Here is a 22,221-nt window from a genome sequence, read left to right as displayed (position 1 = left end):
CATAAATAGAATTACAAATGATTGATTCTAAATCATCATTTTATCTATAAATTCAAAAAAACGCTTTCTTAGAAATAAGAAAGCGTTTTTTATGCTTAGTTATCTGCAATAATTCAGAAAAATTAAATTCTAAAAAATCAAAATTTCAAACAAATTCGATTCTAAAACCTTATTTTTGTTCTATCTATTTTATAATCATCAAAACAAATATAAAATGAAAATTGCTGTTGTAGGAGCTACTGGACTTGTCGGAACTCAAATGTTACAAGTTTTAAAAAATCGTAAATTTCCTGTTTCTGAACTAATTGCTGTGGCTTCGGAGCGTTCGGTAGGAAATAAAATTGAATTTGATGGAAAATCATATCGTGTACACAGTATGCAAGAAGCTATTGAGGCTGTTCCAGATATTGCTATTTTTTCGGCAGGTGGTTCGGTTTCTTTAGAATTTGCACCTAAATTTGCAGAAAAAGGAACAATCGTAATTGATAATTCTTCGGCTTGGAGAATGAATCCAAATTACAAATTAGTCGTACCAGAAGTAAATGCTCACGAGCTTCATGATCTAAACGAAAATAATAAAATAATTGCTAATCCAAACTGTTCGACCATTCAAATGGTAGTGGCTCTTAATCCATTACACAAAAAATATAAAATCAAACGTGTAGTTGTTTCGACTTATCAATCTGTAACTGGAACTGGAAAAGCTGCCGTCGACCAACTTATGAGTGAACGAAAAGGCGAAACAGGAACTAAAGTTTATCCACATCCTATTGACTTAAATGTTCTTCCTCATATTGATGTTTTCTTAGAAAATGGATATACAAAAGAAGAAATGAAAATGGTTTTGGAAACCAAAAAGATTATGTGTGATGATTCTATTGGTGTAACAGCTACGGCTGTTCGTATTCCTACCATGGGAGGACATTCAGAAGCTGTCAATGTGGAATTTGAAACTGATTTTGATTTGAATGAAGTACATGATATTTTGAAAAACTCAGAAGGAATTATTTTGCAAGACGATGTAAGCAAGAATGAATATCCAATGCCGATTCATTCAGAAGGAAAAGATGAGGTTTTTGTAGGAAGACTACGAAGAGATGAAAGTCAAAAAAATACGCTTAATATGTGGATTGTGGCTGATAATCTTCGCAAAGGAGCTGCCACAAATGCCGTTCAGATTGCCGAATATTTAGTAAAAGAAAATTTATTAAAAACAGAAGCAGTATAAAAACAGGAAAAGGGATTTAAACGCAAATGTTTAAATCCCTTTTTTATTGAATTTAATTCTGACTTCTAAAATCATACTTCTGAATTGGTTTTACTTCTGACTTCTAAAATCATACTTCTAACTTTATTTTCAGCTAGAGTGGTCTGCAATAATAACCCATTTTTTATTTATTTTTTCCCAAAGCAGTGTAAAATGTCCTTCTAAATCTTCTTTTTCTTCTCTTTTGAGATGCCATTTTCCGATTACAAAAATGTGTTTTTTGTCTAATTTTTTCATAGAAAGAATATCAAATTTTAGTTTTCCCATTGTTTCTACATCAGGATAAGATTTTTTATAGCGTTCTAAAGTAGCCTCATATCCATAAGTAATTCCATTTTTTCCAATAAATTTGAGTGAATCCGATTGCCAATATCCATTCATAAAACCATCTAAATCGCCATTATTCCACGTATTTTGTTGATTTTGAAAGGTTTGCATAATTTCTAAAGCATCTTTCTGTTTTACATCTTGTGAAAACAGATTGATAGAAATAGAAAAAAATAAAATAAATGTTAAAAATAATTGTTTCATTTGTCAAAAAAACAGGGAATGTAAATGATTTTCCTAAAGATAGCATTTTTATATAATTTTGATAGAAATAACACCACCTTATAGTTCAAAAAAATTCTTATATTGTATTTATAATTCTCTCTAAAAAGTATTTAATGCTCCAAAAAATTCATGCAAAAGACAGTTGAAGGTATTTTATCGATTGTGGTGGCTGTTATTCTTCTTCAAACACTCTATTTCAAATTTGGTGGCGCAGAAGAATCTGTGTGGATTTTTACTCAACTTAAAGCCGAACCTTCAGGCAGATATTTAGCTGGTTTTCTTGAGTTTATTGTAGCTATTTTGATTCTTATTCCAAAAACTCGTCGTGCTGGAGCTTTGGGTGCAGTCCTAATTATGCTTGGAGCGATTGCTTCTCATATTTTTGTTTTAGGAGTGCGTGTACAAAATGACAACGGACTTTTATTTGCCTTGGCTTGTATTACACTTGCTTGTGCGATGAGTGTTTTGATTATGAGGACGATTAGGAAGAGGTAATATCAACCAAAGTTTAAATATACTTTTAAAATAAAAACTAAAACTGTACAAAAATCTAAATGGCTTCAGAAAGTTTAAACAGAAGACTAATGCGATTCTCCCAAGATTTATTTGCTAAACATAAAAGGTCAAATAAATTACCTGCTACAATTATTGGTGTTGAGTATCGAAAAACACAAGTGGTTGACCATAGTGGAACATATCCACAACCCATTTGTAGTAAATTAGAAAAAGAATTAATAAAAATTGCTCCTCTAGGTGCTAAGGGAATTGATAATTATGTTGGTTGTTGTTGTGAGGTTAGGGCATCGAATCAAATTATTTTATCGCATCCCATCGTTCCAATTAAGGATTTAAAGTTTACAAGAGCCATTAGACCACGTACTGGTCAAAAAATTAGAAGATGTCAAAATTGTAGACAAGTTTTTGGATGATAGATTTAGATTTTTCAGAAGAACAATACTTCTTAGATATAAATTGGTATTTTGCTGACCGTTTCAATCGCCTATGCGTTGTTACATCAGGTGGTGGAATATTGCCAAGATTTCTATTTGATCAAGAAAATCAAAATGACAATTTTCATAATATTGTAAATGACCTTCCTGAAATATTTGAAAGTAGGCGAAATGAAAATATTTCAAACTTAATTGATAATTTGGAAAGTGATGATTTAAATCAATACTTCCAAGACTTTGACTCTTTAGCAAAAAAAGGATTTTATGTTTATGATAAAACAAATCTTTCAAATTCTGAAGATACAAATTATGTATTAGTTGCATATCCAATATATAACTCTAAAACTGATACTTTTCCAATAAAACTATATGAGTTGGATATGATTCCCAAAGTAAATCAACCATTGATTTCAAAGACAAATGAAAACTTTAGTAAAAAAAATTTTAGAATCATTGACTTAGTGTCTTTATTAGATAATCAACAAAAATAAATGTCTACTACTAACAACCAACTATTTGGCTTAATTTGAAGATCCTTTTATATTTAAAAAATCGCCATTGTATTGCCAAAAACCAACTACTCCGAAGCCCTACTAAAAATCCTAGCCAAAACCACCTCCACAAAGACAGCAACTAAAGCAGCAATTATAAAATATCTCCACAAAGGAATAGTTGAATTTTTTTCTTTAAAAGTAGTTGCAAAGTCTTTCGCATCTTCTCCTTCTAATGAAAAAATCTGAACATTAGATTTTTCTGCCCACGCTTTTGTGAGTTCTTCCTTTGTATGAAAATCTAAATAAGATTCTTTTCTTGAATAATTGAAGGCTAATAAAGTTTCTATCTTTTGAGTTTGTTTGTTTCGTAATTGATAAGCACCAGCTTTAAGCGACGAACGAGGAATTTCGAAAATGATTTTATTTCCAGAAATACGTTGAGCAGGAATAATTCCTTGAACTTTTGTAGAATTTTGATTTGTATTTTCTTGATTAACTAGATTTTGATTGATAGAAACTAATTCAAAAACACTATTTTTTTGAAGTGAATCTAAAGACAAAATAGCCGTTTGTTCTTCCAAATTATAAGCTAATAAATCAGCTTGTGACAAACTACTAAGCGCAATTTTGTACATCGTCGGAACAAAAAGTGCATGTTTTCCAAATCCACTCCAGTTGTTCTCCAAAGGCGCAGCACAAACAAAAACATTTCCTTCTGCCGTCTGTTGGCGCATTAAAAAGGGCTGTCCGTTTCTAAATTTCAAAATAGATTGTCCAGATGAAAGACCCGACCAAACGCTCGTTGCGACAGGCATAGACATAGAAGGCGAAATTTGCTCAAAAACTCCTTCAAAAAACGGTTCATTTTCAGATGGAGGCAAAAGCGATAAACCCACACCAGCCTCTGCATTCATTCCACGAACAGAAACTCCTAAAGCAGAATTAAAATCAGTTGGTTTTGAATTAGGAGCAGGAAAAACCAAAACATTTCCACCACTAGAAAGAAATTTTCTCAACGCTCTTTGCAACGCTTCATCAATAGAAGATATTCCTTCCAAAACTACCAAATCTGTATTTTGAAGAACATTATAATCCAAATTTTGAGTAGAAGTAGCCGAAAAAACAAAGAAATCAGCATTTGTAAAAACATTTTTGATATAAGTCTGAGCTTCACTTTGCTTTTCAAATATATTTAAAATATTTATTTTTGGTGCAATTCTTAGCGTAAAAAAGTAGTCATTATCAAACAAAACAGGATAATCTTCAATACTTATTTTTGCTGAAACTGTTCCTGTTGTTTTGGTAACTGAAAAATTCATTTCAATTTCTTTCGAACTCTGCGCTGGCAAACTTACCACACTTGCCGAAACTTGATTATTATCTATAAAAAGCTGCAAACTCTTATTTTCTACAGATTCTGTTCCTAAATTTCTAACACGAATTGTTATATTTTGTGGTGTATTGGGCTGTACAAATGGATTATCTAACCAAACCGAATCAACAAGTAAAGTCGACGTTTTAGTAGGCGAAACTGGCAAAACATAATAATTATAAGCAGAATCAAATTCTATTTCGTTTAGGTTTGGAAGGGTATTTTTTTGAAAATCAGAAACCCAAAAAATATGTCCTCCTTTATTACTATTTTGGTTGGCTTTTGATTCAAAAGTTCGAAGTTGTTTTTTATAAATCTCTGAAAAACTGCGATTAATTCCACTAAAATCAATGGTAGAGAGTTTGTCCGTAATATTCGTTTTGGGGTAGAAAAAATTAGTATTTCCTTCAAAAGAATTATCTAAAAGCTGAAAAGTAGCTGATTTGGGAAAAAGTTCTGGAATAGTTTGGGTATATGTCGCTCCCAAATCTAACAGTCGTTTGTTGTCTTGTTCATTTTGAAGACTAAAAGAATTATCCAAATAAATCGAAACTTGCTGACTAGCAGAAAGTGAAGAAGAATCGGCATTTTGAGAAGGCAAAATAGGACGTGCAAAAGCCAATACCAAAAAAGCAATAAATGCCATACGAGCAAGCATTATCAAAATATGTTTCAGACGATTGCGAGATTTAGAAACCTGTTGAACTTCTTTTAAAAATTCGACATTGGTAAATAATACTTTTTTCGGACGTTGAAAGTTGAAAAGGTGGATAATTATGGGAATAATCATCAAAGACAAAGCCCAAAGAAGAGAAGGATTGAGAAATTGCATATTTTGTTATAACCAAACCCTAAGAGCCTTGAGAAACTCTTAGGGTTTTTATTTTTGGAAATACATTTTAAATTAAAAACGAATTTACATAATTATTAACTAACTATTTCCTATAAAACTATAAAACTGCTTTATTCCAGTCAAAGGTAAGTCATTTAACCTATTATTTTTTGAATTTCCCTTTTGTGAAATCATTATGATTGATTTCTGTATTTTTGAGAGTGAGTGCATTAGCATCATTACAAAGATAATCGGCTGCGTTTGCTTCTACAAAACAGTTTTCTAATACAATCTTGTTAGATTTAGTTACTTTAAAAACCGAATAATCTGAATAAGAAGTAGATTCTGCTGTACGATTTTTTTCAAAGGAACAACCCTTAAAACTCACATTAGAACAACCTGTTATATTTACCAAATCATATTCTTTATTATCTTCAAAAACACAACCCTCAAAACGAATATTTTCTGAGCCAGTAAGTGTCATGATAGAATAAGTACAACTTCTGATAAAGGAATTCGAACAAACTAAATTCGTTACATTATCTGTCGTAATTCCTTCAATTCCACTTCCATACATCACTGTATTTTTGATAAAAAAATTATCTGTATTTACTATTTTAAAAACACCTCCAACACAACTTCCTTTACTTGCTCCATGTCCTGCATCTACATTTTCGATAGTAATCGTATTACACCTCTCAAAAGAAAGAACATTTCCATATTCAGGCTTTGCATACAAACGAACAGGCGTATCGCCCAAACCGACAATTTTGAGATTTTTTACATCATGAATCAGTAATTCATAGCCGTCATACACCTCTACAAACTTATAATTTGTGCCAGAGCGATTAGGTTGAGCCAAATCAGAAATATGAAAAGAATGTCCTTTGAGCTGAATGGTTGTATTTGATGCAATGGCATTTAAAAACTCTTGAACTGTTGTAACCGTAACCGTTTTTGGTTTTTGGTTCGTTTGAGCAATTACAACACCTTTAGTAGAAATTTCTTTTTTTGGAGCAACTTGTGCCATTGACTGACCAGAAAAAAAGAAACTAAAAGCAAGTAAGAAAAATTTTATTGAATGTTGAGTTTTCATAAGAGATAAAGTTTGGAGTAAGTAATTTAAAAAATAAATTTACGAATTAATTATGTATTTATAAGAAATTGAAAGTCAGTGTAGGGAAAAGGGTGCATAACAAATTGTCGTTTTTATGTAGGGAAAAGGCACGCCTTTTCCCCAACAGTAGCATATTAATAAAAACAAATTGCAAAACCATAAGCAGAACTGTATATTTGTTTTTAGTTAAAAATAGCATAAACAAAATCCATACAAAATACAGTGAATTTTTCGCTTTTTATAGCCAAACGCATCCGAAGTCAGAAAGGAAGTAGTTTTTCGAAAGTTATTACACACATTGCTATCGGAAGTATTGCGCTCGGAATTGCTGCCTTAATTATTTCAATGGCAATTTTTGAAGGCTTCAAACAAACTATTTTGGATAAAATAGTGAGCCAAACAGGACATATTCAGATTCTTAAATTTGATATGAATAATTCTTTCGAAACAAGTCCACTTTCCACACAAAGAGAATTTTACGAAGAATTAAAAAATCAAGAATATATTTCTCATATTCAACCCTATACACAAAAACCTGTTTTGCTTCGTACTGATGAAGATTTGATGGGGTTGGTTTTGAAAGGCGTTGATAAAAGTTATGATACACTAAGTTTTAAGAAAAACCTTGTCGAAGGTCGTTTTATTGCTTTTGATACAAGTAGTTATTCAAAGGAAATTATTATTAGTCAAGATACAAAAGATAAATTACGCCTTAAAGTTGGGGATGATTTGCTTGCTTTTTTCTTGCAAGACCCACCAAGACAACGAAAACTAGAAGTTGTGGGTATTTATCAAACAGGAATTGAAGATTTTGATGAGCGTTTGGTGTATTGCGACCAAGGACTTTTGCAGCGTCTGAATGACTGGGGCGATACGCTTGTCGGTGGTTACGAAGTATTTTTGAAAGATTTTGATGATATAGATATTTTTTATGACGAAGTAGAAGCCAATAGTGATTATGATATGTATCTTCAAAAAGTAACCAATACCTTTGCTCATTTTTTTGAGTGGTTTTCGATGGTAAACAAAAATGTAACTATCTTTTTGAGTGTTATTCTGTTTGTTGCTCTTTTCAATGTTGTTTCTGTGCTGCTGATTTTGATTACAGAACGTGTCGTGATGATAGGAATGTTAAAAGCTCTTGGTGCAACAAGTAGTCAAATCTTAAAAATATTCTTTCAAAATGGCTTAGTTATTCTTTGGAAAGGAATTTTGATAGGAAATATAATAGGAATTTTATTTTGTCTTATTCAAGATACTTTCAAAATCATTCCTTTAGACATCAATACCTATTATATGAGTAGCGTTCCTATTTCATGGAATATTCCTTTGATTTTGATGCTCAATTTTGTGATTATTGTTTTAGTTCTTTTTATTCTTTGGATTCCTTCTATTTTTATAAGTAGAATAAAGCCTATTAGAGCTATACGATTTGATTGATTTTACATTATTTTAGAATAGTGTAACCGACTATTTTTCAAAACCTCATTGTGATGGCTTCATTTTAGTCTTAACGACGGTTTGTTTTGCTCTATCTCAACCGTCAACAAGATTTTACTGTCGTTGAAGGCAAAAAGTAGGTACAGTACATAGTTGGAAACTCAATATATAACCCTAATTTGGGAAAGTCAAGCTAGGGCTAAAGTTTATAAAAACATAACTATTTTTAGATAATATTTATTTATTTTCCATATCATCTAAGTTAGATGTTTTTTCAGCATTACTAGAAATGCTCAAAACCCATTCTCTTGCCTCTTCTTTATCTTTGAAGGACATTATAGTAACTATTTGGTTGGATGACGTATCTTCCATAAGTTGCTCTATAGCAAGGCTTGCTATAAATTCTTTACTCATGACAACAGCTACTTTAGTCAAACCTACTTCTGTAGAAGGAGTTATAATAGTTTGGTCTGTCCATTCTTGTATTGTTGGAGAAGCTGTAAAAAGCAAACTTTGAGAATTCATGATTGCTCTTTTAGGCTTTAATTCTAAGGCAAAGTTCAAATAATTTAAAAGTTCTTCTTTGTATTCTTCGTCTGTAATATTCTCTGTTGCAGGAAGCCAAGTTACTTCTATCAAAGAATCGTCTTTAAAAAATTCTAGACGCAAAAAAACACTCTCATAAACAATCATAACATAATAATTTTAATTAAAAAGTAGTAAATTCTATTTGATATGACAAAAATCGTGCGTTATAATTTAATTTCCTCCAACAAGATGTATCTTTTGATAAATAGTTATTGCTTGCCTTTACCAAAGATTTATATATATTCAAGCCCCCCATCTGGCGCAAGGTTCTACCTTGTGTCAATTATTTTGTCAGCATATGCTGACGAAAAAACCAGTACAAGATAGAATCTTGCACTAGCACACCTCAACTCATTTCTAAAATTTTATGCTATATTTGGAATACAAGTTTAAAGTTCATAATCATTACAGCAAAAAGAATTCAACTATTGTCTATTCATCTAATGCAACACTATTCAGCAGGTTATACCAACACAACAAATCATTTTGTGATTCAGAATTTACCTTTTTTTTCTCAAAAAGTGGTTGAGGAAGAAAAGACTAAGTTTGCTTTTTTATTGCGTTTTTTACAGCGTAGTTTGGTAATGCCCTTGCCTGTGGAATTGGCTGAGAGATTTAATACACAAGACAATCAAACGGAAAATTATATTCCTCTTCTTCCTTTGCAGATTTCAGAAAAGAATAAATATATTCCAAAATGGAAATTTGAAGAGAAAACCCAAAAAACTACTTCTGAAAAAGCAATGACTTTGTTTTTGCGTGAACGCTTACAAAATTATTTACCCGAATGGGGATTTTTAGAGTGTCTATTTTTAGCAAATGCTCCTTTATCAGATGTTTTACAGCAAGAAATAGCTCAAGATGATATAAATGCAGAATTAAAAAATGCAGTTGTAAATTTTTATTTACCGATTGCAGAACTTGCTGTTTTGATTGTCGATAGTAGAGAGAGAGAAATACAACAGAAAGTTGAACAAAAACTGCGTTCGAAGGGAATTTATGTAGTAAGTTTTACAGCTGAAGAAATTATAGAAGAAACCGATTTGATTCGTGAAAAAATGGAATGGATTCGCCACCAAGTAGAAAAACCTATTTTTTCGAATAAACTCAGAGAGTGGAACAGAACAGCAACCAATCAGCCACGAGAAACAATTATTCAACAAATTTGGTGGAAGGCTGCCCTTATTCGTATTCAAATTCTGACGGCAGAACTTCTTTTTAGAGGAATTTGGAAAGTAAATCCTACAAATAATGATAAAAATAAAGCATGGAAAGCCGTTTTTTTGATGCGAGAAAAAGAACAAATTCCTAAAGAAATTATAGAATTGGCTATTCAAGATATTCAGAAATTGGTGGTAGAACTTTTTCCTAATCTATCAACAGATTTTCCTCAAATTGCTATCACTACTGTTTTTTCAGAAAACGATTTAGCAAATCAAGAAAATAAAAGTATTGATAACAAAAATAATAATGAAATACTAAAAATTGATTTTAGCATTCTGCATCGCTGGACAGATTCTGATAAGAATAAAGATTGGATAAAAATTAGAAATGATTATGCAGAAAATTATCGTTTTTCGTTTCATTCCGACGAAGGAAAACCGTTATCCAAACAGCTTCCTATTCTTTCTCATTCATTTTTTAAAATTAATTCTAAGAATACTTTTCATAACTGGAATTTTGATGATAATAATGATTTAAAACGTTCTGAATTTTTATTTCATTCTATTTCTAATAAAAGAGAAAATACATCTTCTTTCCTTCAAATTTTGCTTGCCAAAGCCTTGAATGGGCAGTCTGTTTTGGCAAATCTTCCTTTAGAAATTGATTCTAGTTTTATTTTTGGTTGGCTTTCTGTTTTGCAATCTTCGCCTTCTCTTCTCATTTGTGCTTCTACCGATGCTGCGTTGGATAAAATGGAAGAACTTAGCAAAAATGGAATTGATAAAGTTACGATTTGGCATTCCGAAATGAGCAGTCAAGAAGTAAGACAAGCACAAAATTTAATCAAAGAAAATAAAGTTTTTCTACTAATTCTGACAGCCGATTTATTAAATACAACACGATTTATAAATTTTATAAATAATGAAGAAGGTAAGAAAAACGAAAATGATAAAATAAATTGGGCATATTTTTTAGTGGATGAAATTCATCGTTTTTCGGAGTGGAGTCCACAACACAAAGAAGAATATATTGCGCTAGAACGCATTTATTACAACTATTTTTATAATGATTCTCACAAAACACCTTTTGTATTTTTGTCGAACTTTTTGGATAAATCAGTTTCAAAGACAATTCAAAATACGTTTAAGATAGAAAAGAATAATTTTTATGCTGCTGTGAGTTCGTCTGATTATGTAGAAAATAAAATATCGAATTTTGAATTTATAGAAACTGAAAACACCTATTCTGCACTTGTAAACATCCTCAAAAAGATTCAGAATAAAGAAACTAAGCATCCAAATAATACAGGAGTAATTTTTACTTCTGGCGTAAATGGGAGTACAGGTTCTTATTTACTTTCCGAACGTTTGGAGTTTGATTTGAAACGAAAAATATATCCGTATTCTGTTGAAATCCCGAATGATTCGCATGACGATAACGAAACGCATTTTACCAAACGCACTTATTTGAGAAATGCGCTCAAAACTTCTCAAGATTTATTGGTGGCTTCTACTTCTGCCCTTAATTCGGGGATTAATTTAGAAAATTTAGATTTTATTGTTCAATACGGTTTACCAAAATCATTGACAGAACTACTAGATATTTCGAATAGAACAAAGAAACCAACTGCCAAAACTTATATTATTTTTCAGAAAGAAAAAGACGAACAAACGCTTCTAAATCTTTTTAAAGATTCAACAAAACTTTCTGATATTAGAAACATGCACAGAGAAGTGAGTTGGCTGGGTGGCGATATGTACAGGCATTTATTGGAATGGGCTGCTAAAGTCGAACCTGTAGAAGAAGAAGTAGATTTTATGAAACAGTTTTATGACAAATATTGCTTGGTTTCAGAAACAGAAATTGTTGATAATAAACAAGATAAAGAAAATACTCCTGCAATTATAAAAATATCAGAAGTAGAAATTTCAGATTTAGATTTCAGAGTTTTTTCTCAAAAAGTAAATAGAAAACTAGCCGTAGAGCGAACAATTATTCGTTTTTATCAAATGGGAATTTTGTCTAATTGGGAATATTCGACACATATTTCAAACACAAAATTCAAAATTTGGGTACAAGCTCACGACCAAACTAGCGTAAGAAAACATATTTTTGAGATTATCCAAACACATCAATCTGACTTTGAAATTCATAAAGACGAAAAGTATTCAACCATTTTTTCGATGAAGAATTATTCTATTTTAGAAAAATACAGCTTTTTATTTTTACAATGGATTCACGAAAATAGCATTTATCATCTCAAAAATAATTTAAAAGAAGTATATGATTATGCTAAAAGTCAAGTAAAAGAAAATCAAGCAAAAAGTTTGATTTTCTCAGAGCCGTTTCTTCATCATTCTTCTATCAATCGCCTTCTTTATTTCACAGAAAAAGACAATACAGAGAATAATTCATTTTCTAAGACAGAAATAAACTGGGTTTTTGAAGAACTTGAAAAAATGAACGACCTAAATAATGACGAAAACAAAGAATTAAATTTAGATTTTATAGAAAAATGGAGAAAAAGAATTAATCAAAATGATACAAATAATACCGTTTTAGATTTTTATAAAGCTGTTTTAGAGCTTCATTTAGAGATATTTGATTCAGAAAATGCTCCCAAAACTTTATTCCATTCACTAAGCAATTTCTTAAAAGGTAAAACAAATGATGAAAATAAAGACTATTTTATAGAAAAATTTCTATCTTTTGGAAATAATTTTTCTGAACAAGCAAAATCGTATTTATCAGAAAGTATTTTGAAAAATGAATTTGCACCTAAAACAAAACATAATTTTCAAGACAAACATCTGCGAGCTACTCAAATTTATGCTAGTTTAAAGGATATGTATAGTCTGAATTTTTTACTTCAAAGTGAAATCGAAAAAATGAAAATAATTCAGTTTGAAGTTCAAGAAAGTTAGGTAGAAAAATAGATTAATTACAATTCTCAAAAAAACTGCTCTTTGTAATGGAAACGATTGAAAATCCTTATGCCATCTTTGATTATTCTAATTTCCCTTTAGTACATATCAAACTCACTAATGCAGAAATTACTGACCAAAATTTTCAAAATTATGTAGATGAAGTAGGCAAAATCTATGAAAGAGGACGGTATGCAATTATTTTGGATGCAACAGATACACAATATGTAGCTTCAAAATATCGTGTTATTCAAGGAAATTCACTCAAAGCAAATAAGAAAACAGTAGAGAAATATTCTATCGGAATGGCAATTATTGCACCTTCTATTTTACAAAGAATGCTTTTAGAAGGAGTTTTTATGATAAAACCCTATCCAAGTGAAGTGAAAGTTTGTAAGAATCCAGAAGAGGCAAAAAATTGGATAAATGAACTTTTGGAGAAGGAAAATACTGACACAGAAAATTAAATAATAAAATTCTGATGTTACGCAACAGCAGTACTTTTAGTTTTAATGTTTATCAACTCTTGGTATGCTGCTTTTAGAGCTTTAACTGATGTTAAGCAACGATAATTTTTTTTTGCAAATTTCTTGCATAAATAAACGAAACCTACGATTTTAATTGTGGGAAAACAGGCGTAGAATAGCAGAAAACAGCATGTTTTATTCCCCATAACTAAAGCTATGGGTTTCGTTTTTTGATTGCATAACATCAGTTATTGAAAAAAAAATTATTCTACTACAACTTTTCGTGTTCCAATAATTTTTTCTTTATTATAAATGGCAATAAAATAAATACCAGCAGCTCTATTACCTAAATTGATTTCAATAGGAGTATAAATATTATTTGTTTGAATAGTTCTGACAGCATTGCCCAAAGAATTATAAACTATAATTGAGCTTACTTTTTCTTTTTGGCTATCAATGTCAATGAAAAAACGACCTGTTGAAGGATTTGGATACAGACTAAAATTCAATCCCATTTTATTATCATCAATTCCTAGAGGAGGAATAGAATCTGTTGGTGTTTCTACAATAACAGGAGGATTCTCAAAAGAAATAAGATAAGAAGTTACTATCAAATGTGGATTAAAGCCATCATCACAATTATCACAAGTTACTCCTGTAACACAATCTGGATTATTAGGATGACAAAAATCTGTATAACTCTCATCAAACATGTATTTTAGTGTTACACTCTCTTGATCAATAAAATCTTCCATATTATAATCAAAGAATTGAGCAATCGAACCAGGACACCAACCTGCTCTATCATACTGCCAAGTTCCTTGTTGTCTTCTACAATTATCTGGATTTGGATTACAATCATTCCAATTATTTTGTTCAAAAGTCTGTACGCCATTTACCCAAATATGATGCGTATTTTCTTGAAATTCAGCAGCATTTCCTGTATTATTTTCTCCCCATCCATGTCCAGATGAAACCAATTTTATTTTTGCACTTTTTGTACTATCTGGAAAATTGAGTGTCAATTCTTCAGTAGGTTGTAGATTTGCCATGTCTCCAAATTGATAGGTCTGATTCCATAATTTTTGAATAGTGCTATATGGATTTTCAGGAGTTCCACCTTGATAAGTTAATTCTAATGAATACAAAAAACCATTTCCTTGTGTTGCTAGATTAACTCTAAATTTTGTTTTTCCTTTGAGTAAAGAAGCAAAATCTGTTAAATCAATTTCACTCTGACAACTCACACCATAAGGCGTTAAATATCTGATTATTTCATACCATTCACCATTTTTTCCTTGTGCTTCAATAGAGGAAACTCTATCCCAAGGGTCACAACCACCAGTAGGACAATCTATAAATAAATTTCCTGTGATTTTATCAAAAGCACCAATATGACTAGGCAAATCTGCTTCTATGGTTTTAGAAGGGAAGTCAGCATTTACCCAAACATCTTCCATCGCAGTAAGGTATGTTTGTTCACCTATATCATCAGTAATAACAAAAGTATGAGTGATGTTATTGACTGCTCCAAAATTATTTTTTGCTGCTATTTTTATTTCTTGTTGTCCATAAGAAGTTGGTCTCCACCACCCTGTATAAAAGCCATTTCCATGATTGGTTAGTGTTATATTTTTACCTTCTATTTCTACTAAAATAGAACTAACAGAAAATAAATCAGGATATTGAATACTTGCTTTTAGAGTTACTTCAATAGGAATAAGAGAAGACATATAAACATATCCTCCCAAAGGATGTGTAATTTCTATATCAGCCAATACTTGTTCTGGGTTTAGCACTTGAAAACTTACAAAAGCATCTTCAGCAGCATCAAAAGTACCATTTCCAGCCTGACTTGCTTTTACAAGCACTTCTCCAACTTGTCCAGTTAAGGTTATTATATTACCTTCAACAGTTGCAGGTCCTGAAACTATTTCAAAAGAAATTGGTAAGTCCGAGTTTACACTTGCTTGTGCTTCAAAGGGAGTATCAGTAGTTAATTTATTAGGAATAGGCTGAAAATTAATGACTTGAAAATCTGCTGCTATTGTACCACTAAAATTAGACTCCTCTCCAAGTAATGCAAAATTATGAAGTTCAGAACTTCTATTTACTTGGTCATTTTTAGATAAAAGTTGAGAAATATTTGTATTATTTCCTGCTGGTGTTCCTTGATTAAATTTGTAATAAACTTCAAGATTAGCTTCATCTCCTACCAGCTCATCATTCATCATAGCTTGTATTTCTGTTTGTGTAAGTGCCTTACTCCACAATGAAACTTCATCTGCCCTGCCCTTAAAAACAAAATTAAGTCCTGATGCAATAGCTTTTCCAATAGATAAAGGTCTATCAAAAGAATTAAAAACTCCTGAGGCTGTACTGCTTCCTACTGAAGAACCATCAATAAATAACTCTACCGTAGTTTGATTAAAAACCCAAGCAATATGTTGCCATACTCCTGCTTGTATAGTACCTGCTGGTGCTTGTACTTGATGCAAACCTGTACTAGTAACAACTCTACATTCTAGCTTTCCATTGTCAAGTTGTATAAAATACATTTCGCCATCTCCTGTTCCTCCTCCTCTAATACTCATCATTCCTTGTCCATAATTTAATTGGTCAGTATAAAACCAACCTGCCATCGTAATAGTATTCAAACCACCAATGTATTGAGCTGCATTTGGAAGTTCTGTGTAATCATCTACTCCATCAAAATGTAGATATTGGTTAGATTGAGCATAGGTAAATGAATAAGTAAATAGAAAAAAAAGAATAAAAGCTGTGAATTGTCTCAAAAAGAACTTTTTCATAGTAAAATTTATATAGTTGAGATAGTAAAAAAATTATATATAAGGTAATTTGGTTTCTTGCTGCATTAATCGTTTGATTATAAGCTACTGGTTTTAGACTCTAAATTTAAGCAAAAAAAAAAGCGATACGGTTTGTATCACTCTTTTTGTTTTATTTTTTTTTAAATTAAACACTTGCCACTTTGTCTTTTTCTGCATCTTTCAAGACACGACGCAAGATTTTTCCTACATTTGATTTTGGAAGTTCTTCTCTAAATTCATAATGCTTTGGAACTTTATAGCCTGTCATATTTTCTTTACAGTATTTTTTGATTTCCTCTACAGTAAGTGAATCATCTTTTTTGACAATAAATACTTTTACAGATTCGCCCGATTTTGCATCGTCCACACCAATAGCTGCTACTTCCATTACTTTCGGATACATTGCAATCGTATCTTCAACTTCATTTGGATAAACATTAAAACCAGAAACCAAAATCATATCTTTCTTTCTATCCACAATTTTGAGGAAGCCATCTTCTTGTAAAATAGCTACATCACCTGTTTTGAGCCAACCATCTGCACTCAAACAGTTTAAGGTTTCCTCAGGCTTATTCCAATACCCTTTCATTACTTGAGGTCCTTTTACACAAAGTTCCCCAGGATTATTAAATCCTTCTACATCATTTCCGTCATCATCAATAAGTTTTATTTCTGTACTTGGAAGAGGCATTCCGATTGTTCCAATTTGTACTCCTCCAATAACAGGATTACAACTTACCACAGGCGAACATTCTGTAAGTCCAAACCCCTCTACTAAGGAGTTCCCTGTAACTTCTTTCCATTTTTGAGCAACAGAACTTTGTACAGCAGTTGCACCAGCAACAGCCACTTTGAGTCTTGTAAAATCAACTGTATTGATATCTGGATGATTAGCAAGTCCATTGAAAAGCGTATTTACGCCTGTCATGATTGTAATTTTGTGAGTTGCCATTTCTTTAATTAAAGCAGGCAAATCTCTAGGGTTTGTAATCAAAACATTGCTACAACCATAAGCAAAGAAAATAAATGTATTTACTGTAAGAGAGAAAATATGATACATCGGAAGAGGAGTCAAAACTACCTCTTGCCCTTCTCTAGCAAGTGGCTTCATCCATTCTTTTATCTGTTCAGCATTCGCAATTACATTTCTGTGTGTAAGTTCTGCTCCCTTTGCTACACCTGTTGTGCCTCCTGTATATTGAATAAATGCATTATCCGAGTTTTTTACTTTGACTGGTGTAAATGGATACTTTCTACCTTTGGCAAGTACATAACGGAAAGGAATTGCTTTTGGTAAACTATAAGATGGAACCATTTTTTTGACACGCTTCACTACAAAATTAGTAAGCGAACGTTTAAACATTCCCATCATATCACCTACTTCTGTTACAATAACAGTTTCTATATTTGTATGAGGTAATACTTTTTCAATGCTGTCAGCAAAATTTGCCAAAACAACTACTGCTTTTACATCAGCATCAGTAAACTGGTGTTCCATTTCACGAACTGTATAAAGTGGGTTTGTATTGACAACCACCAAACCAGCACGAATAGCACCAAAAAGTGCAATCGGATACTGCATTACGTTAGGCATCTGTATCGCAATTCTATCTCCTTTTTTTAGGTTCGTTTCATTTTGTAAGAATGCTGCAAAATTAGCTGAATAATTACCAATTTGCTTAAAAGTCATTTCTACACCCATGTGAATATAGGCTGTTTTATCTCCATACTTTTCTATACTTTCTTCAATTAATTCTATTAATGAACCATATCGGTCTGGGTTAATGTCTTTTACGACTCCTTCAGGATAATGTTCTTTCCAAATTGCTTCCATATTGCGATGATTTATTTTTTGTTGTGGGTTATTTTACGTCGTATTTACGATAATACAAACAATATTCTTATTTTTTTGGGAAAAAGCAAATGATTCTTATGCTTTTCGATTAATTTAGTAATGAAAGTCTGAATTTAATCTTTTTTGTTTAAAATAGAAACATAAAATTGAGTTTGATAAACTAAATTGCGTATCTTTTTTATATGGAACTTGACATAATACAGGGTTTTCTTATAAAAAATATTTGGTCTCTTTTTGTATTTTAGACCTCTACTTTCAACTTGTAGTTGTTGGTGTCGCTATCACAACAACGGCATTTTTCTTTTTATTAAGAAAACCCTACTTAAAATTATAGTAGAAACTACGTTACAGACTAATTTTTCAAAAAATCTTTCCTTAAATTGTAAATTATTTTCTAAAACTAAAAAAACACATAAATACATGTCTTCAAAAGTTACTTTAGTGGGTGCTGGTTTAGTGGGTTCTTTGCTTTCTATTTTTATGGCAAAAAAAGGACACCAAGTAGAAGTTTTTGAGCGTCGTCCAGATTATCGCAAAATTGGTGCTGTTGGTGGTCGTTCTATCAATTTGGCTTTGAGTGAAAGAGGTTGGAGGGCTTTGAAAGAAGCAGGAATCGAACAGACAATCAAAGATATTGCACTTCCGATGCGTGGACGAATGATGCACGACACGGAAGGAAATCTTACTTTTCAGCCCTATGGAAAAGAAAACCAAGCTATTTATTCGGTTTCAAGAGCAGTTTTGAATGAGGCTTTGATGGATGTAGCTGAAAAACAACATAATGTAAAATTCAATTTCAATCAACGTTGTGAGGATGTAGATATAAAAGAAGCAAAAGCTACTTTTGAAAATGAAGAAGAAGATAAAAATAATACCGAAAATTATAAAAGACAAACCATAAAATCAGATATTATCATTGGTGCAGATGGTGCTTTTTCGGCTGTTCGTGGACACATGCAAAGAATGCCTCTTTTCAATTATACACAACATTACCTTCCTCATGGTTATAAAGAACTTCATATTCCTGCCAACGAAGACGGAACTCATAAATTATCTCCTGATGCCCTACACATTTGGCCTCGTCATAGTTTTATGTTGATTGCCCTGCCAAATATAGATGGAAGTTTTACGTGTACACTTTTTTTGCGTTTTGAAAGTGATAATAACAAAGAAGCCTTTGATAAATTAAATACAGATAAAGAAATAATGGAGTTTTTTGAAACTCATTTTGCTGATACAATTCCTCTTATGCCTACTTTATTGGAGGACTTTAAGCAAAATCCTACTTCTTCTTTGGTAACCATCCGTTGTTCTCCTTGGGCGTATGAGGGCAATGTTTGTTTGATTGGAGATGCTTCTCACGCTATTGTTCCTTTTTATGGACAGGGAATGAATTCGGGTTTTGAGGATTGTTTTTATTTCAATGAGTTTATGGAAAAACATTCTTCTAATGGAGAAATTGATTGGAAAAAAATGTTTGAAGAATTTCAAAATGAACGCATTCCGAATGCAAATGCCATTGCAGATTTAGCCATTCAGAATTTTATCGAAATGCGTGATAGAGTGGCTGACCCAGAATTTTTGCTTCGTAAGAAAATTGAAGCTAAATTGTATGAAAAATTTCCTAGTCGTTGGATTCCTCAATACACAATGGTAACATTTAGTCATCTTCCGTATTCGTATGCTCTTAATACAGGAAAAAAACAAGAACAAATCATGAATGAAATTATGAAAAAAGAAGACATTGAGAATAATTGGCAGAGTTTGGACTGGGAAGAAATTGTAGAAAAATTACACAATACAGTTGAATCAAACTCTTAATCATATCTACATAAATTCTAACTTTTCATTAAAATTCTACGTATAAAAGCATACAAACAATTTTGTTTGTCGTATTACTTTTATTTTAACAAAAAAAAATTAATGAGCAAAAGCAAAAAAATTTGGTTAGGTATTTTTACATTTTCTCCACTGATAGTAACCATTTTAGCTATCGTAACATTTATAGGTGCTTTTATGACCTTTGCCTCAACAACTTCCAATCAGCAAAATCCACCAGATGATGTTATAGGACTATTTTTTGGAGGTTTCTTTGTCTTTTTTGTTCTGATTCTATTAGCTTCTTTGGCTGACTTAGGAATTACGATTTATTATATCATTGATATAGTCAAAGATGAAAGTGTTGATGAAACGGAAAAAATTATTTGGGTTTTAGCTCTCTTTTTTGGTTCTTTTATTAGTACAGCAGTTTATTATTTTGTTCGTATTTGGAACAGAAAAAAAGGTGGGATTTTGAGAAATAATGAAAAGTATAAAATGGCTGATTTTTAATTTTAGCTCAGAAAAATAGATAAACGAAAAAGGATTTTTTGTATTCATAGTAATACAGAAATTCCTTTTTTATTTGTAATTTACTTCTTAAAAAATCGTTCTTCTTGTCCTTCAAAAAGCAAATAATAAGCTCCCAAATTGAGATTCGAACAATCTACTGTAAGTCCATTTCCTTCTAAAACTAGCTTTCCATTATTATCTAAGATTTGATACTCTGTAGAACGAGAAAAAGTAATTCTATTAATAACACTTTTAGGATAAAAAGTAATTTGTTGTTCTCCTTCAGATACAAATTTTATTTCAGGTGAATAATAATATTTTCCTGTTACATCTAAGTATTTTAGCCTATAAATATTTTCTCCCCCACGATGTGTAAGAGGTAAAGTATAAACATTTTGTTGTGCACTTCCTTTGCAGCTAATTACCTTTTCTACTATCCAAGTGCGATTATTTTTGATTTGAATAAAAAATTGACCAAACTTTTTTTCTCCTCGTGTTACCCAAATCATCGTATTCATATCTACATTTATGGATGAAAAACGAAAAGGAAGTCGGTCTTTGATAGCTTGTGGGTTTAGTACCTTTGGAGTACAATCTGTTGCATGAATAATTCTGACAACTACTTCGTCATTGATTTTCAAAAAGGACATATTAATATCAAATGCTGTCGTAGCAGGAAATTTTACGACCTTATTATTTACAAAAATTTCTTTGATACAGTATTCTGTATTGCTAGTTTGAGGGTTTTGAACATACAGATTTGTACCATGATAAACCCCTTTTATAACTAATTCTTTCTTTGTATTGTCTTGAGCAAGGAGAGAAGTAGAATATAAAACAGAAATTAAAACAGTAAGAAAACTAAATAAATAAAAGAATATTATTTTTTTCATACATCTGTATAAATAAAAATCAAGTATATAAAACAGTTTAATAAATGGGTACACCAAATTAATCAAAAAAAAACAGTTTCCTAAATTATACCCATAAATTGTTAGTTTGTGAATTAAATTTAATTAGAAAACTGTTGGTATGAAAATGTGCATTTTTTTCACAAAAATTAGACGGTTTTTATTGATTAGCAGCCTTGAATTGTTCTAACATTTGTACAAAACCATCTTTATCACGATAACCAGGAGCAACGGCAACTTCTTTTTTACTATTTATCAAAACAATAGAAGGATAACCTGTAACTTTAAAAACACCTCCAGAAAGTTGTCTGTAAGTTAGTTTCTGTCCATCAAATGAAGTAGCATCTTCACTTTCGGCATCTAGTTTTACAGCGTGATAATTTTGAGCTACATATTCAATTACTTCATCAGTTTGAAATGTATTCTTATCCATTTTTTTGCACCAACCACACCAATCTGTATAAACATCTACAAAGATAGGTTTCTTATCTTTGGCTGATTTTTCCATAGCTTCTTCGAAAGTAAGCCATTCTATTTTTTGTTTTTTTGCCGTTTCTATTGTCTTAGGAGTTTCTTTTACATCATTTTTAGAGAAAACAACGAATCCACTCACAGTAAAAAAACAAAACATAAGAGCTACCAATACACTAACTTTTTTCATGCGATTTAATTTTTAGAATAAAATAGTTAAATAAATAAGACTTTCACAAAGTTAATATTTTACAATACTTTTTTTTGATGTAATTTTGAACATTAGACCTTAAATTTTAAAGGAGTAGAATTACTAACCATAAAGTTAAAATCTAATTAATACAGCTTTTAAAACCAATTAAATAACAAAATTAACTTTGAAAAGTTATATAAACAGAAACTCTATTTGTTTTATCATACTAAAGTTGCTACTTTTCATTTTTAATTAAAACAAATGCAACGCCAAACTTCATAATAATAACTATTGATTGAATCAATTTATAATAAAATTAATAAAATAGCTATTAATTTATCCTAAAAGCCTTAAATTAGCGTTCTTAAATCAATTTCAAAATTCAAAATATAATAATAGGTAGCGTTTTTCTATTTTTTGACCTCACTTTACTTTTTTAGCCTTACCCTTTTCCTATCCTTA

General features: G+C 31.1%; 17 protein-coding genes. 9 read left to right on the top strand and 8 right to left on the bottom strand.

The features are described from left to right. Positions 1-214 precede the first annotated feature (214 nt). Positions 215-1,228 carry an aspartate-semialdehyde dehydrogenase gene (locus ACE193_RS23020; RefSeq protein WP_375560532.1) on the top strand — a complete coding sequence of 338 codons (1,014 nt, stop codon included), beginning with the start codon at positions 215-217 and terminating at the stop codon, positions 1,226-1,228. Between the two features lie 129 nt (positions 1,229-1,357). On the opposite strand, the gene ACE193_RS23015 is transcribed toward ACE193_RS23020, so the two are convergent. Continuing rightward, positions 1,358-1,798: a YybH family protein gene (locus tag ACE193_RS23015; RefSeq protein WP_375560531.1), complete on the bottom strand. Its 441-nt coding sequence runs from the start codon at positions 1,796-1,798 to the stop codon at positions 1,358-1,360. A gap of 150 nt (positions 1,799-1,948) precedes the next feature. Between ACE193_RS23015 and ACE193_RS23010 the strand changes: the two genes are divergently transcribed. From ACE193_RS23010 to ACE193_RS23000, 3 genes are read left to right on the top strand one after another with little or no spacing between them, the layout of a single operon-like run. Further along, the gene (locus ACE193_RS23010; RefSeq protein ID WP_375560530.1) at positions 1,949-2,314 is read left to right on the top strand and encodes a DoxX family protein; all 366 of its coding nucleotides are present in this window, start codon (positions 1,949-1,951) and stop codon (positions 2,312-2,314) included. A gap of 59 nt (positions 2,315-2,373) precedes the next feature. Beyond that, on the top strand, positions 2,374-2,748 hold the full coding sequence (locus ACE193_RS23005; protein WP_375560529.1) for a hypothetical protein: 375 nt from the start codon (positions 2,374-2,376) through the stop codon (positions 2,746-2,748). Continuing rightward, complete coding sequence (locus ACE193_RS23000) at positions 2,745-3,260, top strand: hypothetical protein (RefSeq protein WP_375560528.1); 516 nt, start codon at positions 2,745-2,747, stop codon at positions 3,258-3,260. The genes ACE193_RS23005 and ACE193_RS23000 overlap by 4 nt, the downstream gene beginning before the upstream one ends. 86 nt (positions 3,261-3,346) lie before the next feature. On the opposite strand, the gene ACE193_RS22995 is transcribed toward ACE193_RS23000, so the two are convergent. Next, positions 3,347-5,467, bottom strand: coding sequence for a BatA domain-containing protein (locus ACE193_RS22995; protein ID WP_375560527.1), 2,121 nt, complete (start codon positions 5,465-5,467; stop codon positions 3,347-3,349). 163 nt (positions 5,468-5,630) lie between these two features. Further along, the gene (locus tag ACE193_RS22990; protein WP_375560526.1) at positions 5,631-6,563 is read right to left on the bottom strand and encodes a right-handed parallel beta-helix repeat-containing protein; all 933 of its coding nucleotides are present in this window, start codon (positions 6,561-6,563) and stop codon (positions 5,631-5,633) included. A gap of 243 nt (positions 6,564-6,806) precedes the next feature. Between ACE193_RS22990 and ACE193_RS22985 the strand changes: the two genes are divergently transcribed. Beyond that, a complete protein-coding gene (locus ACE193_RS22985) occupies positions 6,807-8,024 on the top strand; it encodes an ABC transporter permease (RefSeq protein ID WP_375560525.1) in 1,218 nt (405 codons plus the stop codon). A 237-nt stretch (positions 8,025-8,261) separates the two neighbouring features. Here ACE193_RS22985 and ACE193_RS22980 read toward each other — a convergent pair whose 3' ends face one another. Next, complete coding sequence (locus ACE193_RS22980; RefSeq protein ID WP_375560524.1) at positions 8,262-8,717, bottom strand: hypothetical protein; 456 nt, start codon at positions 8,715-8,717, stop codon at positions 8,262-8,264. A 338-nt stretch (positions 8,718-9,055) separates the two neighbouring features. Between ACE193_RS22980 and ACE193_RS22975 the strand changes: the two genes are divergently transcribed. Together ACE193_RS22975 and ACE193_RS22970 are read left to right on the top strand one after the other, a co-directional pair. Next, a complete protein-coding gene (locus ACE193_RS22975) occupies positions 9,056-12,700 on the top strand; it encodes a helicase-related protein (RefSeq protein WP_375560523.1) in 3,645 nt (1,214 codons plus the stop codon). A 47-nt stretch (positions 12,701-12,747) separates the two neighbouring features. Then, positions 12,748-13,167, top strand: a complete 420-nt coding sequence (locus tag ACE193_RS22970; RefSeq protein WP_375560522.1) for a hypothetical protein — start codon at positions 12,748-12,750, stop codon at positions 13,165-13,167. A 263-nt stretch (positions 13,168-13,430) separates the two neighbouring features. Here the strand turns inward: ACE193_RS22970 and ACE193_RS22965 are convergent, their stop codons facing one another. Both ACE193_RS22965 and ACE193_RS22960 read right to left on the bottom strand, forming a co-directional pair. Beyond that, positions 13,431-15,977, bottom strand: a complete 2,547-nt coding sequence (locus tag ACE193_RS22965; protein ID WP_375560521.1) for a LamG-like jellyroll fold domain-containing protein — start codon at positions 15,975-15,977, stop codon at positions 13,431-13,433. Positions 15,978-16,143: 166 nt separating this feature from the next. Next, positions 16,144-17,832, bottom strand: coding sequence for an AMP-binding protein (locus tag ACE193_RS22960; RefSeq protein ID WP_375560520.1), 1,689 nt, complete (start codon positions 17,830-17,832; stop codon positions 16,144-16,146). Positions 17,833-18,273: 441 nt separating this feature from the next. On the opposite strand from ACE193_RS22960, the gene ACE193_RS22955 reads away from it, so the two are divergent. Continuing rightward, entirely contained in the window at positions 18,274-19,674 is a 1,401-nt protein-coding gene (locus tag ACE193_RS22955) for an FAD-dependent oxidoreductase (protein ID WP_375560519.1), read from the top strand. A gap of 102 nt (positions 19,675-19,776) precedes the next feature. After that, entirely contained in the window at positions 19,777-20,184 is a 408-nt protein-coding gene (locus ACE193_RS22950) for a PLDc N-terminal domain-containing protein (RefSeq protein WP_375560518.1), read from the top strand. Between the two features lie 80 nt (positions 20,185-20,264). Here the strand turns inward: ACE193_RS22950 and ACE193_RS22945 are convergent, their stop codons facing one another. Both ACE193_RS22945 and ACE193_RS22940 read right to left on the bottom strand, forming a co-directional pair. Then, positions 20,265-21,077: a hypothetical protein gene (locus tag ACE193_RS22945; protein WP_375560517.1), complete on the bottom strand. Its 813-nt coding sequence runs from the start codon at positions 21,075-21,077 to the stop codon at positions 20,265-20,267. A 178-nt stretch (positions 21,078-21,255) separates the two neighbouring features. Further along, positions 21,256-21,756, bottom strand: a complete 501-nt coding sequence (locus tag ACE193_RS22940; RefSeq protein ID WP_375560516.1) for a thioredoxin family protein — start codon at positions 21,754-21,756, stop codon at positions 21,256-21,258. Positions 21,757-22,221: the final 465 nt, after the last annotated feature.

Origin of the sequence: Bernardetia aquimarina, assembly GCF_042180575.1 — a bacterium.
Taxonomy (GTDB): Bacteria; Bacteroidota; Bacteroidia; order Cytophagales; family Bernardetiaceae; genus Bernardetia.
Note: the sequence above shows the minus strand (reverse complement) of the source record. Positions and strands in the feature narration are given on the sequence as shown.

What these genes read in the sequence shown, in the direction of transcription:
- ACE193_RS23020 (WP_375560532.1), top strand. Translation starts at nt 215, where the DNA reads ATGAAAATTGCTGTTGTAGGAGCTACTGGACTTGTCGGAACTCAAATG.
- ACE193_RS23015 (WP_375560531.1), bottom strand. Translation starts at nt 1,798, where the DNA reads ATGAAACAATTATTTTTAACATTTATTTTATTTTTTTCTATTTCTATC.
- ACE193_RS23010 (WP_375560530.1), top strand. Translation starts at nt 1,949, where the DNA reads ATGCAAAAGACAGTTGAAGGTATTTTATCGATTGTGGTGGCTGTTATT.
- ACE193_RS23005 (WP_375560529.1), top strand. Translation starts at nt 2,374, where the DNA reads ATGGCTTCAGAAAGTTTAAACAGAAGACTAATGCGATTCTCCCAAGAT.
- ACE193_RS23000 (WP_375560528.1), top strand. Translation starts at nt 2,745, where the DNA reads ATGATAGATTTAGATTTTTCAGAAGAACAATACTTCTTAGATATAAAT.
- ACE193_RS22995 (WP_375560527.1), bottom strand. Translation starts at nt 5,467, where the DNA reads ATGCAATTTCTCAATCCTTCTCTTCTTTGGGCTTTGTCTTTGATGATT.
- ACE193_RS22990 (WP_375560526.1), bottom strand. Translation starts at nt 6,563, where the DNA reads ATGAAAACTCAACATTCAATAAAATTTTTCTTACTTGCTTTTAGTTTC.
- ACE193_RS22980 (WP_375560524.1), bottom strand. Translation starts at nt 8,717, where the DNA reads ATGATTGTTTATGAGAGTGTTTTTTTGCGTCTAGAATTTTTTAAAGAC.
- ACE193_RS22975 (WP_375560523.1), top strand. Translation starts at nt 9,056, where the DNA reads ATGCAACACTATTCAGCAGGTTATACCAACACAACAAATCATTTTGTG.
- ACE193_RS22970 (WP_375560522.1), top strand. Translation starts at nt 12,748, where the DNA reads ATGGAAACGATTGAAAATCCTTATGCCATCTTTGATTATTCTAATTTC.
- ACE193_RS22965 (WP_375560521.1), bottom strand. Translation starts at nt 15,977, where the DNA reads ATGAAAAAGTTCTTTTTGAGACAATTCACAGCTTTTATTCTTTTTTTT.
- ACE193_RS22960 (WP_375560520.1), bottom strand. Translation starts at nt 17,832, where the DNA reads ATGGAAGCAATTTGGAAAGAACATTATCCTGAAGGAGTCGTAAAAGAC.
- ACE193_RS22955 (WP_375560519.1), top strand. Translation starts at nt 18,274, where the DNA reads ATGTCTTCAAAAGTTACTTTAGTGGGTGCTGGTTTAGTGGGTTCTTTG.
- ACE193_RS22950 (WP_375560518.1), top strand. Translation starts at nt 19,777, where the DNA reads ATGAGCAAAAGCAAAAAAATTTGGTTAGGTATTTTTACATTTTCTCCA.
- ACE193_RS22945 (WP_375560517.1), bottom strand. Translation starts at nt 21,077, where the DNA reads ATGAAAAAAATAATATTCTTTTATTTATTTAGTTTTCTTACTGTTTTA.
- ACE193_RS22940 (WP_375560516.1), bottom strand. Translation starts at nt 21,756, where the DNA reads ATGAAAAAAGTTAGTGTATTGGTAGCTCTTATGTTTTGTTTTTTTACT.